The sequence below is a fragment of the Alteromonas sp. ABD4_190 genome, from assembly GCF_056160105.1.
This window is the reverse complement of sequence record NZ_JBSWWN010000001.1, coordinates 3865624-3880869: the sequence shown is the minus strand read 5'-3', so window position 1 is coordinate 3880869 and position 15246 is coordinate 3865624. Positions and strand designations below refer to the sequence as shown.

General features: G+C 43.3%; 14 protein-coding genes. 6 read left to right on the top strand and 8 right to left on the bottom strand.

The genetic code is table 11. From position 1 onward, the window contains the following. Positions 1–21: 21 nt before the first annotated feature. Both ACXAFM_RS16970 and ACXAFM_RS16965 read right to left on the bottom strand, forming a co-directional pair. Positions 22–483 carry a polysaccharide biosynthesis/export family protein gene (locus ACXAFM_RS16970; RefSeq protein ID WP_474831133.1) on the bottom strand — a complete coding sequence of 154 codons (462 nt, stop codon included), beginning with the start codon at positions 481–483 and terminating at the stop codon, positions 22–24. 83 nt (positions 484–566) lie between these two features. After that, positions 567–1772 carry an outer membrane beta-barrel protein gene (locus ACXAFM_RS16965; protein WP_474835431.1) on the bottom strand — a complete coding sequence of 402 codons (1206 nt, stop codon included), beginning with the start codon at positions 1770–1772 and terminating at the stop codon, positions 567–569. A gap of 680 nt (positions 1773–2452) precedes the next feature. Here ACXAFM_RS16965 and ACXAFM_RS16960 point away from each other — a divergent pair. Further along, complete coding sequence (locus ACXAFM_RS16960; protein WP_474835429.1) at positions 2453–3907, top strand: undecaprenyl-phosphate glucose phosphotransferase; 1455 nt, start codon at positions 2453–2455, stop codon at positions 3905–3907. Positions 3908–4319: 412 nt separating this feature from the next. Beyond that, the gene (locus ACXAFM_RS16955) at positions 4320–4691 is read left to right on the top strand and encodes a glutathione S-transferase N-terminal domain-containing protein (RefSeq protein WP_474835427.1); all 372 of its coding nucleotides are present in this window, start codon (positions 4320–4322) and stop codon (positions 4689–4691) included. A 151-nt stretch (positions 4692–4842) separates the two neighbouring features. Here ACXAFM_RS16955 and rplT read toward each other — a convergent pair whose 3' ends face one another. The 4 genes from rplT to thrS all read right to left on the bottom strand — a co-directional run bounded on the left by rplT (position 4843) and on the right by thrS (position 8102). Then, positions 4843–5199, bottom strand: coding sequence for a 50S ribosomal protein L20 (rplT, locus tag ACXAFM_RS16950; RefSeq protein ID WP_012518092.1), 357 nt, complete (start codon positions 5197–5199; stop codon positions 4843–4845). 18 nt (positions 5200–5217) lie between these two features. Next, positions 5218–5415: a 50S ribosomal protein L35 gene (gene rpmI, locus ACXAFM_RS16945; RefSeq protein WP_012518091.1), complete on the bottom strand. Its 198-nt coding sequence runs from the start codon at positions 5413–5415 to the stop codon at positions 5218–5220. A gap of 118 nt (positions 5416–5533) precedes the next feature. Further along, positions 5534–6073: a translation initiation factor IF-3 gene (gene infC / locus ACXAFM_RS16940; RefSeq protein WP_179985174.1), complete on the bottom strand. Its 540-nt coding sequence runs from the start codon at positions 6071–6073 to the stop codon at positions 5534–5536. Positions 6074–6185: 112 nt separating this feature from the next. Further along, positions 6186–8102, bottom strand: coding sequence for a threonine--tRNA ligase (gene thrS, locus ACXAFM_RS16935; RefSeq protein WP_474835425.1), 1917 nt, complete (start codon positions 8100–8102; stop codon positions 6186–6188). Between the two features lie 471 nt (positions 8103–8573). Between thrS and ACXAFM_RS16930 the strand changes: the two genes are divergently transcribed. The 3 genes from ACXAFM_RS16930 to ACXAFM_RS16920 all read left to right on the top strand — a co-directional run bounded on the left by ACXAFM_RS16930 (position 8574) and on the right by ACXAFM_RS16920 (position 11649). After that, complete coding sequence (locus tag ACXAFM_RS16930; RefSeq protein WP_474835423.1) at positions 8574–9458, top strand: fructosamine kinase family protein; 885 nt, start codon at positions 8574–8576, stop codon at positions 9456–9458. 62 nt (positions 9459–9520) lie between these two features. Beyond that, positions 9521–10282, top strand: a complete 762-nt coding sequence (locus tag ACXAFM_RS16925) for a pteridine reductase (protein WP_474835422.1) — start codon at positions 9521–9523, stop codon at positions 10280–10282. Between the two features lie 101 nt (positions 10283–10383). Next, complete coding sequence (locus ACXAFM_RS16920) at positions 10384–11649, top strand: DUF3080 family protein (protein ID WP_474835570.1); 1266 nt, start codon at positions 10384–10386, stop codon at positions 11647–11649. A 46-nt stretch (positions 11650–11695) separates the two neighbouring features. On the opposite strand, the gene ACXAFM_RS16915 is transcribed toward ACXAFM_RS16920, so the two are convergent. Together ACXAFM_RS16915 and ACXAFM_RS16910 are read right to left on the bottom strand one after the other, a co-directional pair. After that, positions 11696–13174 (bottom strand): mechanosensitive ion channel family protein, encoded by a 1479-nt coding sequence (locus tag ACXAFM_RS16915; protein ID WP_474835421.1) that lies wholly within the window; start codon positions 13172–13174, stop codon positions 11696–11698. Between the two features lie 47 nt (positions 13175–13221). Next, complete coding sequence (locus tag ACXAFM_RS16910) at positions 13222–13848, bottom strand: CPBP family intramembrane glutamic endopeptidase (protein WP_474831116.1); 627 nt, start codon at positions 13846–13848, stop codon at positions 13222–13224. Positions 13849–14275: 427 nt separating this feature from the next. Between ACXAFM_RS16910 and ACXAFM_RS16905 the strand changes: the two genes are divergently transcribed. Beyond that, complete coding sequence (locus ACXAFM_RS16905; protein WP_474835419.1) at positions 14276–15109, top strand: MurR/RpiR family transcriptional regulator; 834 nt, start codon at positions 14276–14278, stop codon at positions 15107–15109. Positions 15110–15246 lie beyond the last annotated feature (137 nt).

The window sequence follows — 15246 nt, the reverse complement described above, 5'->3', positions numbered from 1 at the left end:
TTCCTGAACGCTACGTATAGATTAAAAGAAACGCTGATTGATGGTGATAATGTCACCAGGCTGGATCATATCGCTTACTGTTACAGTGAACTCGTTAGTTCGACCGTCTTTTTCTCGAATAATAGTGATTTTGTCACGTGCAGCGCGCTCAGTATAACCACCAGCTAAGGCAGCGGCTTTGTTAACCGACAAGCCGGGCTGGTAAGCGTAACCACCGGGGCGTTTCACTTCGCCGTCGATAAAAAACGGGCGATATTCTACAATGGCAACAGATACAGACGGGTTAATGAGGTAATCCCCAAGCAACCCATTATAAATGAGTTGTTCAACCTCTGCGGCTGTCATACCTACCAGTTTAATTTCACCTAAAAATGGATAGTTAATAGTTCCTACATCGGGTAAACGGACCTCCATAGAGAGGTCTTCTTGACCGAAGACGCTTATTTGTATTCTATCACCAGAGCCTAATTGATATTGGCTCATACTTAGGTTGCCTTCTTGGGCTATAGCAACATTAGAAAGAAACAAAGAGCAAATAAAGAAGAAACTAACAACTACACCTATCTTCACAACGTAACCTCTGCAGATAAACCTACTACGTTTCTATCGTAACCAATTAGTTCTCTATTACTGTCACGATCGGCTAATTGGTAAAATAACGAGAACCTCAAATAACGACGGGCCTGATAATCTAAAGACGCGGAGTAACGCATTAAATCGTCATCACGATTTTCTATTCCATCGTCATCAAGTACATACTCGTTCGTATCACGGGTAATGCTAACAGAGGAACTTAGGCGTTCTAACCACTCGTGTCTCCAAGAAGCAGAATAATCTCTGCCTCTAATAAAGTTTCCTTCACCGTTTGTTTCTCGAGTATCTGCACTGGTCGAGAAACGAAATGTTGAATATGAAACAGGTTCCCATTCCACACCAACTTCCCAGTCTGTGCCATAAAAGGTACTTCTGGAGGCAGATTCAAAATCTTTTTCTTTGTATCCTACTTTTGCAAAACCAGTAGTAGCAGCTGTCGATTCCCACCTCACACCAAGCAGAATGCGTGTTTCGTCACTGTCACGAGTTTCAATTCCAATTTGATTGTCGTATCTAACATAAGTCTGTGTTACGTCAAGAACGGCCGTAGTTGCCGAACTCACTCTGTATCCGAACTCTGCACCCACTCTATTCTTCACACGGTCTCGAATTAAATAAGCTTGCTCAGACCTATCATAATCAAGGGTTTCGCGATTTGCTTTTACCGTTAATGAGCCTTCTGATGTGACAGCTCCATACATATACTCGCCACCGAAGAAGGTACTTTTATATCTGTCCGGCGTAGTAATAGCTGTACCAAGACCTAACGAAAAACCAGTTCCTCGCTCTTCATGACCATCTTCATACTGTGCTAGCGCGCTTACGCGATGGCGGCTGCTTATATCGAAGTCGCCCGACGCCTCAATAAAATGGTCAGTGTAATTGTCATTGCTGCTAGAGAAATACTCGCCTCGCTCTAACCTGTAACCTAATTGAACTGGGTTGCCATCTACTTCTGTCGCGGCAATTAACTCAGGAGAAAGCGTAGCGCGCCAACTGTAGATTTCTGGGTCATCATCTCGAGCATAGGCGACGTTATCTACGTAAGCCATCGACGACGAAAATGAGGGTATTAAATCGAATTGCCCAGCTTGAATTCGCCCGGCTTCTTGAGCATACAATGTCGGCGTGGCGCAAACTACCGACAACGCTGTAATGCTTTTGGTCCATTTTCTCATGATTTTTCCTTTCTTCGATGACCTTTGTGTAAAATATAATGTGTTTTGAGACATGGTTTCTTCAAAATGAATTCGCCCTATGCTCACTTTTCCTCAAAGTGAGCATTCTTTGCAGTATTCTCGCTGTTGTTACCGAGATTCTGAAAGAAACCCTCCTAAGCATGCAATAGACGCGCCGCTTTTAAATTCTTTCAACACTAACTGATTGCATATGAAGCTAAACACCATAAGATGCTTCAGAACCTGGTTCTGTGCACATTACTAACTTAAATATGATGAAAAATGTTACTTACGCTTTGTTTCATCTATGTGTCTGAATGTTGCGCTATAATATAATGCTATCTCATTTAAGTAATTAATGAAAAGTGATCTATACATATTCTACTTGTTTTGCACCAAATTAGAACGAAATATATTGCTGATTGTAATAAAATTACAATCAGCAAAGAATATTGTTATCATTGATACGTACAGTCTCGAATCGAGTGAGTAAAACCTCGATAATACTAGGCAACCTCAACTCCTTTGACGTTGCCTAGACGAGGACAGGCATCAATATTGCTTAAAAAAGAAATCAGCATAATTTGTCTTTACTGCTTTTCTACAGATACGTCATGGCATGTTTTAAACAACCAACAGTATTCGCTAAGGGCATCGTATTTCACTTAGAGATAACCTAAATGGACAATAGAGTAGAATCTAACAAAGCGTTGAAGGCTCACCCTGTAGAGCCTAGCACGAGTGGGGGCTTGGTGGTTCGAAACCAAAGCGGCTTCTCTACTATTTACAGACTTATCGATCTTTCGCTAGTCACTATTCTCTATTACTCGTCTGCCGGCTACTATGGAACCCAGATAGACACCACAAGCTTAATTCTGCTTTTTATTAATGTTATCTGTTTTCAGATATCAGCTGAAGGTGTTGAGCTTTATCGTTCTTGGCGAGGACACAGAACGCCTGAAATGCTACGAGCTGCTGCAATAACTTGGACTTTGAGCGTTCTCGGCACCATGTCGTTGGGGTACTTCTTTGTTCAAGAAATTAAAACTCCCCCTCCAGCAATTCTATTATGGTTCGCTTCGTCATTTGTTGTACTAATAATGTGGCGTTTTGTAATGCGTAAGTTTTTATTTCGCATTCGTAAAAGTGGTTTGAACTCACGTCGCTCTATTATTATTGGTGCTACTCAACTTGGTGCAAACGTCGCTCTTCAGATACAACAAAACGAGCATTTGGGTATAAAGTTCAACGGGCTTTTCGATGACCGAGAACCTGAAAGATTACCACACGAAATGCAAGGTGCGGTGTTAGGGAATATAGAAGCAGCCATAGAGATGGCAAAGCGCAATGAAGTTGATTACATCTACATTGCCCTTCCGATGAGTGCAGAAAACCGCATTCGCAGCATTTTAGAGCAATGTAGCGACACCACAGCTAACGTTTACGTTATCCCTAACTTTTTCATGTACAACCTATTAAATGCCCGTTGGCAGACAGTAGGTAACGTACAAGCGCTTAGCGTTTATGACACCCCGTTCCAAGGCGCAAGTGACGTATTGAAGCGCCTTGAAGATATTGTTTTGAGTACCTTAATTTTAATGCTTATATCAGTTCCTATGCTAGCAATTGCGGCAGCGGTAAAACTAACTTCTAAAGGCCCTGTAATTTTTAAACAGAAGCGCTACGGGTTAGATGGAAAGCAAATTACTGTTTATAAGTTTCGCTCAATGACTACACAAGATAACGGTGCAGTTGTGAAGCAGGCCACTAAAAACGATGCGCGTTTGACAAAGATTGGTGGTTTCTTGAGAAGAACTTCTTTAGATGAACTTCCGCAGTTTATCAATGTTCTGCAAGGTCGCATGTCGATTGTAGGCCCTCGCCCACATGCGGTGGCCCATAACGAAGAATACCGAAAGATCATTACTGGCTATATGCTGCGCCATAAGGTTAAACCTGGAATTACAGGTTGGGCACAGGTGAATGGCCTACGAGGTGAAACCGAAACAACGAACAAAATGGTACAGCGCGTAGAATATGACTTAGATTACATACACCGCTGGTCTATTTGGTTTGATATCAAAATTGTGTTTATGACCGTATTCAATGGCTTTATTAATAAGAACGCCTATTGATAACGTACGCTAACATTTCACAAAAGCGGCTGTATGCCGCTTTTTTTATGCCCTTATAATATGATGCAATACACCGTGAAAGCACTTAATTGCGGTTTGAGGAAGCGACAGCGTTACTATCGATGACGCCCCTAAGCTAGTTACCGGCCTGTCTTTTACACAATTAAAACTTAAGTAGCTGTTTAGCCGCCCGAGATATGAAAATCTCTTAAGGGGCCTTACGAGCGTTGCTTTTTGGAAAAGGCACCATCGCCTAAATTAATCGTTAACTTATCAGTATAGGTTGTTGCGATTTACTTTATTGCTATGCCCTTGCACTTGGCGCGCATTTGCATTTCCCTTCATATAAGATCCTATATATAAATTTTGCTATACTACGCCGCTCTATTTCTCAACCTATAGAGACACAAAATTGCGCTTATTTATTTCCCTAATTCGTAACGGACTTGGCGGTGTTATTGCCTTAGTTGATTTAACAACTCGTGGCACTAAACTTAAACGATTGCCACAAGAACAGCAGCAAGTTGAAAACGCTGTACAAGAATTAACACTTTATCAATTTTTTGCATGCCCTTTTTGTATTAAAACACGCCGCGCTATGTATAAAATGAATTTGCCTATTCGTAAACGCAGCGTATCGAATGGGTCTCCGTATCGTGATGAATTAGCAGAAGGCGGTGGAAAAGTACAAGCCCCTTGCCTACGCATACAAACCCCTGAAAAGGATATTTGGTTGTACGAGTCTTCAGAAATTATTAAATATTTGCAGCAACGCTTTCAGTAAGTTGTCTATCTTCGCCGATTGAAGGAATACAAGATTGGCGACAAGGTAAATTTGCTTTGAAGAGAGTGAGTTATCTAAACCCCAAAAACGAAAAAAGGCGAGCATCCTGCTCGCCTTTTTCCGAAAGAACTTAAACTTAATTAGTTAATAATTAAGCTAATGCGCCTTTAGCCGCTTCGACTAATGCGCTGAAAGCTGCTTTGTCATGTACTGCGATGTCGGCAAGGATCTTACGATCGATTTCAACAGACGCTTTCTTCAAACCGTTAATGAAACGGCTGTATGACATACCATTTTGACGAGCAGCAGCATTGATACGTGCAATCCATAGTTGACGGAATTGACGCTTGCGCTGACGACGGTCACGGTAAGCATATTGACCAGCTTTAGTTACAGCTTGTACCGCTACGCGATATACACGTGAACGTGCGCCGTAATAACCTTTTGCCTGCTTGAGGACTTTTTTGTGACGAGCACGTGCGATAGTGCCGCGTTTTACTCTAGCCATTAATCAGTCTCCTAAGTCTTATACGTAAGGCAACATGCGCTGAACCAATTTGGTATCAGAGTCATGAACCAGTTTTTTGCCACGAAGGTGACGTTTACGCTTAGAGCTCTTCTTAGTCAGAATGTGACGTAAGTGAGACTGTTTGCTTTTAAAGCGGCCAGAACCCGTTTTCTTGAAACGTTTGGCGGCACCGCTTACAGTTTTCATTTTAGGCATTGCTAAAACTCCGCATTGTTTAATATCGGTATTTTTCGTGTTGCAGTCACTTCATACCGGCTAATGTTTAGCAGCAAGGTGTTTAAGGGTGCAGATTCCTTAAAACTTTAGACCGTTACTACTTCTTATTTGGGGCTAGCACCATGATCATCTGGCGGCCTTCCACACGACGTGGGAAAGACTCGCAGGTAGCGATGTCTTCCAAATCACCTTTAACGCGATTTAGTAGATCGATACCGATGTCTTGGTGCGCCATTTCACGACCGCGGAAGCGGATCGTAACTTTGGCTTTATCACCACCTTCAAGAAAGCGACGCAGGTTGCGCAGTTTTACCTGGTAATCGCCTTCATCAGTGCCAGGGCGAAATTTAATCTCCTTGACCTGAATTTGCTTCTGTTTTTTCTTCTGCTCTTTCTGAGCTTTACTTTTTTCGAAGAGGAATTTGCCATAGTCCATAACTTTACAGACTGGCGGCTCGGCATTTGGACTGATTTCTACTAGATCTAGGCTCGCTTCTTCAGCGGCACGCGTAGCATCTGCTAGCGAAACCACACCAACCTGTTCACCGTCTTTGCCAATTAATCTTACTTCTCTGGCTTTAATCTCATCGTTAATGCGGGCTTTGTCGCCCTGAGCCTTGTTGTTAGCGCCTTTAATGTGCTATTCCTCCAAACATTTAATTCTTTTGTCTGCTTCTGGGATGGTCGATTGACCTAAAGTAAAACCAAAAGCAGACACCTTACTTGTGCATTATACACAAATTGCTCAACTATTTAATTGTCTTTTCTACAACTTCTTGTTGAGCCATGGCAATAAAGTCTTCCAGGCGCATTTTGCCTAGGTCGTCACCGCGACGAGAGCGCACTGCTACTTCGCCCGCTTCCATTTCTTTATCGCCCACAACTAGCATATATGGAATACGCTTCAATGTGTGATCGCGGATTTTAAAGCCGATCTTCTCATTTCGCAAGTCAGACTTTGCTCTAAACCCTAAATCTTGCAGTTTTTTTACACAATTTGATGCGTAATCAGCTTGTTTGTCAGTAATGTTCATTACTACAACCTGCTGAGGTGCCAACCAAAGTGGGTAGAAGCCTGCAAACTCTTCGGTCAAAATACCGATGAAGCGTTCTAATGAACCCAAAATAGCGCGGTGAATCATTACCGGTACTTTGCGCTCGCCATCTTCAGCAACATAGGTAGAGCCTAAACGACCTGGCATTGAGAAATCTAGCTGTACGGTTCCACACTGCCATGCACGGTCTAAACAATCGTGCAGGGTAAACTCAATTTTCGGCCCGTAAAACGCTCCTTCGCCTGGCTGATAATCGAATTCGATATCGTTGGCCTTAAGTGCATCTGCAAGCGCAGCTTCTGATTTGTCCCAAATTTCGTCAGCACCTACGCGCTTTTCTGGGCGAGTAGACAGCTTAACTTTAATATTTTCAAAACCAAACGCAGCGTATGTCTCGTACACCATCTTAATACAGCCACTTACCTCTTCTAGGATCTGTTCTTCTGTACAAAAAATGTGAGCATCGTCTTGCGTAAAGCCACGAACACGCATTAGGCCGTGTAGTGCACCTGATGGTTCGTTACGGTGACAGCAGCCAAACTCAGCCATACGAAGCGGTAGGTCGCGGTACGATTTCAAACCTTGGTTGAAAATTTGTACGTGCCCTGGACAGTTCATCGGCTTAACCGCATATTCACGCTTTTCAGACTCAGTAGTGAACATGTTTTCAGCGTACTTGTCCCAGTGACCCGATTTTTCCCAAAGCGTACGGTCCATCATTAATGGGCCTTTTACTTCATCGTAGCCGTATTCGCGAAGCTTCTTACGTACGAAGCTTTCTAGTTCTGTATAAATTGACCAACCATCGTTGTGCCAAAACACCATACCTGGCGCTTCTTCTTGCCAATGGAATAGGTTTAAGGCTTTACCAATTTTACGGTGATCGCGTTTTTCTGCTTCTTCTAAGCGCTGTAGGTAAGACTTAAGCTGCTTCTTGTCAGCCCAGGCAGTACCGTAAATACGCTGAAGCATTTTGTTGTCGCTGTCGCCACGCCAGTAAGCGCCTGCCACTTTCATTAGTTTAAAGTGGTGACAGAACTTCATGTTTGGTACGTGAGGACCACGACACATATCTGTGTATTCTTCGTGGTGGTAAAGTGCTGGGCGGTCATCCTTGCTGATGTTCTCATCAAGAATTTCCATTTTGTAGCTTTCGCCGCGTGCTTCAAATGCATCGCGTGCTTCTTGCCAGCTCACTTTGTTTTTAACCACGTTGTAATTGGTTTTAGCCAGTTCAAGCATACGCTTTTCTAGTTTGGCTAAGTCTTCCTGGGTTAGGCTTTCTTCCATATCAACGTCGTAATAGAAACCGTTGTCGATAACTGGGCCGATAGCCATTTTGGTGTTAGGCCAAAGCTGTTTAATCGCGTGACCTAACAAGTGCGCGCAACTGTGACGAAGAATTTCTAACCCTTCATCGTCTTTTGCAGTAATAATTTGAAGTTGTGCGTCCGCGTCAATCATATCAACGGCGTCAACTAATTCACCGTTTACTTTCCCTGCAATGGTTGCTTTGGCTAAACCAGGGCCAATGTCGTTTGCAACGTCTAATACAGAAACAGCGTTATCGAAAGCGCGTTGGCTTCCATCAGGAAGGGTAATTACAGGCATTTTAATTCCTTTACAGTGGTGACGCCTACTCTGCGCCACATGCATTCATTTAATAAATTTAATCGTGCTTCTTAGCACTCGAAACTTGCTTAGCTAATACACGTTAGCGGTCTACGTTAGTTATCTAAGTTGGCGTAACAGTAGAACACACGCGCTGCGCTTGTTTAATAAGCTTTTATAAATCAAGCCGTGTTAAAGCAAGTGGTGGATTATAACTAGTGTATGGTCAACTTCAATATTGAAAAGCCTTAATTCACTAATTAGTGCGCCTTTGTATATGTTGAATAGGTTTTTAGTGAGATTTGATGTCGTAATTTATGCATTTCACCATTTTTAACCCATACTTTAGTTGAAGGCGATAACGGTGAATAAGCAAGCCCCTTGCATAAGCTTTAATTTGCATTAGACCAATAGTTGCAAAACACCCTTCCCGCCTTGGCCTTAAGCATTAAACTAAGCAGAGTATGTAATATGTGGCATTTTATTAGCGAGCATATTTCAGATGAGACACAGCAATTTTTTAGCTGCCAGAAGGCTGAGCGCGTAAGCGGTGGCGACACTCACGAAAGCTACATCATAAAAGATGAGACTCACAGGTATTTTGTAAAAACGAGGCGCTACGACGACACCCAGCAACTTTCCCATGAAGCGGAAGGGCTTACTGCTATTGCCAACACACAAACCATTTGTACGCCTAAGCTTATTTGTCACGGTATTACAGCTAACGAATCGCCCAATATGGAGTATTTAGTACTTTCTCATATTCGATTTATTGAGCCTGCCGTAAGCGATTATTTTACGCTAGGGCAACAGCTTGCTGCGCTACATAGCGTTAACGCTTACACCAGCTATGGGTGGCCCCACGACAACTTCATAGGCGCCAGCGTGCAAACCAACGGGCGCATGGCATCGTGGGCCGACTTTTTTGCCGAAAAACGCATTGGCAGTATGTTAGAGCGCTTGGCATTGAATGGGCTATGGACAAAACATAACGGCGATATTGATAATATCGTTACGAAAATAAAACACTTATTAAGCTTACATCAACCCCACCCTGCGCTGCTTCATGGCGATTTATGGGCGGGTAACGCAGGCTTCAACAAAAAAGGACCCGTTTTGTTCGACCCTGCCGTGTATGTTGGCGACGGTGAAACTGACCTTGCTATGGCTGAACTGTTTGGTGGTTTCCCTGACACCTTCTTTGATGGCTACCGCCAGCACACGCCAATTGAAAAAAATTACGCGTTAAGAAAACCAATTTACCAGCTTTACCATATTTTAAATCACGGGTTATTATTCGGCGCACATTATATTGCGCAAGCCGAACAAATATTAGAAGACATCTACAGGCATTAAAAAAGCGCAGTACACAAGCCTTATAACCGCCAAACGATTTAAAATAGAGAGTAGCTTTTATTATGACGAATTCAGGCTCTGTAGCGCATCCTGTTGCACTGATTACTGGGGCAGCTAAACGAATAGGTGCCGCTATGGCGTGTAAGCTTCACAGTGAAGGCTATCGCGTTATCATTCATTATGGGCATTCTAAAGACGATGCTTTTGCGTTGGCTGAAAAGTTAAATAATCAACGAGCGGATTCTGCCACCTGCCTGCAAGCTAATCTCTGTGATTCAGACGAGGTAAACGCGCTAGGTCAAAATGCGCTAGATGTATGGGGTCAGCTAGATGTGTTAGTAAACAATGCATCAAGCTTTTACCCTACGCCTGTGGGTGATATTTCAGAAAATGATTGGGAGTCGCTAGTAGGAAGCAACCTAAAAGGCCCCCTGTTTTTATCACAAGTGCTCGCCCCCGCTTTACAAGCTAACAAGGGCTGCATTATCAATATGGTCGATATGCATATTGACCGGCCGCTTCCAAAACATAGCGTTTATTTAATCGCTAAATCTGGGTTAGCTTCGCTTACCCAATCGTTAGCTATAGACTTAGCCCCTAACATACGTGTAAATGGTATCGCCCCTGGCGCCATTTTATGGCCAGAGCGGGAAATGGATGATGCAGAAAAAGACAAACTGCTATCAAGCATCCCATTGGGCGAATTAGGTACACCTGAAGATATTGCTAATACACTGTCGTTTTTAGTGTCGGCACCCTATATCACCGGGCAAATCATTTATGTTGACGGTGGCCGTGGCCTTCATACTGGTGCATCAGCATGAAGGCTTTACGCAACCTGCCTTTCCGATTTAAAAGCGCCTGCGGCTATGGGGATAAAAGGGCCTGCGTCTTTGAAAGTAAACATACTTACGGCACGGATTGTATGGGCATAAGCGGCGGTAAATTTACAAAGCTCTTTCGCATTGGCGTTTTTAGCGCTGGCTTAGTGACCTTGTTCGGATGCTTTGGAGGCGATACGGTAAAGCAGAGTATTGAAGATTATGCAGAACGGCTTTCTAGAGTACTAGACAAACCCCTACCCGATACATTCAACGACAAGATCACTACCCCACTTCCTAAACTGGCCGACTCGGCCACGCTAAAACACACTATAGAGGGTGTTAGCATTAACTTGCGCGAGTTTTATGCGCTGCAAGATTGTGAGCTAGGCACTGTGGTTGCCGAGCGCAATACTTCGTTGGGAAAAAGCCAGTTACCGTCTCAAAGACTAGCTTATGAAAGCAAGCTGCTTAGCGTATTGAAAAGCTGTGAAGCAGCACTAACGGGAGGTAGCGGTGCAGGTGATAGTGCAGGTCAAAGCCCAAATGAAAGTACGAATAAAAACGTGGCTAAAAACAATCAGGCACTGGCCGAAACCATTGCTTCGTGGCGTGAACAAAAGTCACAAGATTACAGCAAAACCTGGGCGAACCTTATCCAAGGAAGCCAAGAATTACGATTGGCGCTAAATACACCTGAACGCCTGTTTTCCGTTGAAAGTAATAAAGACGCTCTTTCTAGCGTTAATGCGCTGTTTTACTTAAGCAGTTTGAACAGTATGCAATTTTCTTATGACGAGTCGAACTCAAAAAGCCTTTCTAAAACTGAAGCGGCGAAAGAGAAAAGCGCAGTCAACGCTTCTAGCGGCTATAATGTAAGCGCTAGCGATAAGGTCTTTGATAAGAAGTCGATTAGCAGTGATGAAAGCCTTATCGACAGCAGCGAGTTAGAACAACAACTACAAATTATACGTTCAGCTCGATTACCCGCTACGCTTTGGCATACACAGCAAACGTTAACGCAAAACCTTTCTTTACTAACTAACATGCTAACCGCTGAACTGGATGCCGTAAGCTGCCCGGAAGGCCGGGCGAGTGATAAAGCCAAAATACTGCGCAACGTGTTTTATTTATTTTTTATTGAAGAAATACAGCCTGTAGGAAGCTTGGTAAACCAGTACCATTACAAGCTAGCCCCCTTGTGGGAAGACTGGCTTAAACAGCCTTCGTTACATGAAGAGTTCAAAAACTATATCAGGCAGCAATCACAAGCCGGTTTTGATGAGTACAGTCGCGCTATGAAAGCCCATGTTAACCTGTGGCAAGGTTTTCTGGGCAGGTGTAACCTCTCACCAGTACCACCAGTTTAACGGGCAGAGCTACCCGCTTGCCGCTTAAACCAACATAATTACATTGCTACAAAATGTTTTCCCCAGCTTCTGGGTCTCTCGACTTGCGAGCCTGCTCTCTTATTTCATGTGCTTCTGATGATACGTCATCTTGACCTGATGTTTGTTGTTGGCCATTCTCTTTGTGCTCATTGCTTAAGTGATCATCGGTTTGACTATTTTTTTGTTCGTGCCCGTTCCTTGGTTCGGTAGTACCGTTAGGCTCAACTGTATAATCGCCAGCGGCACTGTGACCTAACGGGTTCTTGCTCTGGCTCTTATTCCGACTCTTACCCTGACTCTTATTATTAGCAGCGCTTTCGCTGTCTTTAGTTCGACTGCTATCAACGGTTGCATCATTAACATTGCCTTCACGAGAAGATTCTTTTCCACCAGATAACCCTGTAGATGCGCTTTCGCCGTCTTGGGGGCTTAGTTCTTGGCCTAGTTCTTGGTTTTGTTCTTGGCTTAGTTGTGAGCCGTTTTCTTCTCGGCATTGCGAGCCTGACTGTTCGTTTTGTTCAATGCTAAGGTGCATACCCTCTGGAAATATACGCTCTCGAGCATCATCAGGCATACTAATATTCGCGTCTAAGAACGCTTGCGTAATATTACGCATTAGCACAGAAGCCATTTTTAGCACGCTTGTTTTCTCTACATCTACCCAAAAGTAAACCTTTACGTTGTAAGTAGAAGCGCCTAATTCATCAATAAGAATTTGCGGTTCAGGGTCGCTCAAAACATTGGCTTGCTCTGCTGTAACTTCTCGGGCAATTCGCTGTGCATCTTGTATGTCGGCGTCATAACCCACACCAATAACAAAATGGCCCCGCATAAGCGGGTTAGCTGTTAAGTTCTTAATCACGCCTTTATAAATAGTCGCGTTGGGTATTTGTATGTGGTTACCGTCAAAATCCACCAGCGTTGTCGCACGTGCCGTCACTTTCTGAATAATGCCGGTGAAGCCATTAATTTGTACTATATCGCCTATTCGGAACGGGCGTTGAATGGTAAGCAGAAGGCTTGAAATAAAGTTCTCTGCAATATCGCGAAACGCGAAACCAAGAATAAGCCCAACGACACCGGTACCGCTCACTACCGCAATGGCAAACCCGGTAAGCCCGGATAAAAACAAAAACAGATAAATACCCAGTAGTATTAAAAGCAAGCTGACGCTTCGTTGAATTACCGAGCGCAAAAGCGGAGATGTGGTAGTACGCGTTAACGGTTTAACTAAAACCTTTGCTACGTGTGGCGCTAAAAGGATGAACGCCACCATAATAACTATGCCTAGCGCCATGCCTGGCAAACGATAAATAAAACTATCCCACAGCTGCGAGAGCAACGACTGAGCGCTCGACAAGCTAGTTATCGCACCAGCGTCATCATCTTGCTGAAGCAGAGTTTGTGTAAAGGGGTTGCCAAAGGATACGCCGCTGGGAAAAAAACTATTCTTTAAGCACTTATCTGCGATTGTTGCTAGCAAAGTTTGCAAAGCACTGAACATAACCCGACTCCTTGGTGTTCATGCGTGATTGTTATTAATAGGAATGATTACGAAGCAATAACTAAATAAGATCCCAACCCAATGGTGAACAAGAAACTTCCCCATATGGCATGTTCAATAACCACAACAGGCGTTGAGTTTGTATGCATGTACCTGTAGCCAAAAATAGCACCGCCAATCCAAGAAACTACGACTGCAATCCAGTTACCATATACCAAATGGGCTAGCCCAAATAGAAAAGTACTTAGCGCCCACCTCGCGTATTTGGAAGGCAAAATACGCTTGTAGCGGTGAAAGAAATAGGTACGAAAAATAATCTCTTGAGGAATAACTGACACTATGGGGTAAATCAGCAAAGTCGCTACCCACATCCATGGCTGATTCATAGGCCAATGCAAAAACAGCTCGGGTTTTAAAAAGTAGACCACAAGCGCGAGTAAACTCGCCCACGGCAAAAATAGCCTGAGCGTACTTTTAAAATGTATTCGATAATCTTCCCAATGCCACAATTTAATACGTTTAAATTGTTTATCTGCTAACAAGACAGCCAAACAGCAAAGCCCCATCACCCCTAAGATAGGCATGAGATAATCTGCAAAATGCTTAATCCAGTAAAGAACGGCAAAAGGAACTGCTACAAATAGCAAGATCAATTCAGACCACAGCTTTGCCACAACTCACCTCTTTCTTTAGACCACGCTGAACTCGCTGTAGGCCTTTCCACTGAACCTGGTGTACCTGAAAAAACAGCTAAGCCAACAAAATAATTACTAACTGATGACACTTTCGTGAATTTTTACCTTTAGTATGTATGAAAGTGTAGTGCCAAAATGTATGGCTTGAAGAATTAATTAGCTGCAACTTTAGCCCAATACAACGCTTCGTTTATGTAAACCATTATTGGCTTTAAAGTTTTTAAATTTAGTTTCGATAAATAAAGTGTGAAGGTCGGCCTTAAATGACCTATTTATTCGTTATTCTCGCTTTTATGTTCGTAACCCTTGGTAATTTTCAGTGGAATTGCTTGGTAGATTTCACGTTGTGTTTGTATATCGAACAAAAGTCGTGAAATAATTGCACAAGATGTATAAGGCGATACCAATGACAAAAAGTAGCCCTAGCGACGTTTTAAAACAGATCGAAAAACACTATGCCGCGTTGTCGCCTTCGGGCAAATCCATCGCGCATTATATTCAGCAAAACCCCATTGCCGTGTTAAGCCAATCCACATCACTTATTGCCGAAAAAACAGGAACGTCAAAAGCTACTGTAAGTCGGTTCTTTCGTCAGCTAGGCTTCGAGTCGCACCAGCAAGCAAAAGACGCATTAGTGCAACTACGAGAGCAAGGCGTACCTGTGGTAAACCTCTCTAGCAGAGTTTTACAGCATGAGAATGATAGTAAAAATTTAGCCAATACGTTCGAAGGTACATCACCCGAGGCATTAAGAGATATCGCGAAACTGCTTGCCTCAGCAGATCAGGTTACTTTAATTGGGTTTCGCAACGCTTACCCTATTGCCCTTCATTTTAGACAGCAGCTTAAACAAATTAGGGCATCTGTTCGCGTGTTGCCCCAGCCTGGGCAGACCCTAAGCGAAGATCTAATTGATCTCACTGAAAACGACCTAGTGGTGCTCTTCGGCTTCCGTCGCAGGACCCGCCAATTCAAGTTTGTTCTAAACAACATTAAGCACTGCAAAACGGTACTTATAACCGACCCTACTGGCCAAGGTTATCGAAACGATGTCGACCACTTTGTTATAACCCACATCGGCAGCGACTCTCCTTTTGATAGCTACGCTGCGCCAATGAGTTTGGTGGCATCACTATGTAACCTGACTTATGAAGCTTTAGGTAGCAAGGCTGCCGACCGTGTCGACGCCATTACTGATATCTACATTGAGATGGATGAACTAGAAAGCCCAAAGCGTTAATACTTCCCTTGAAACACTTTTTAAGCAATACTATGCGAATGCTTTAGCAGAATATTGTTATTTTGCAAGAAAAAATGAATTTTTTTTAATAAAAAGAAGATTAGGCCCTAGTGGCTTAAATTTTATTGCTGTAAGCG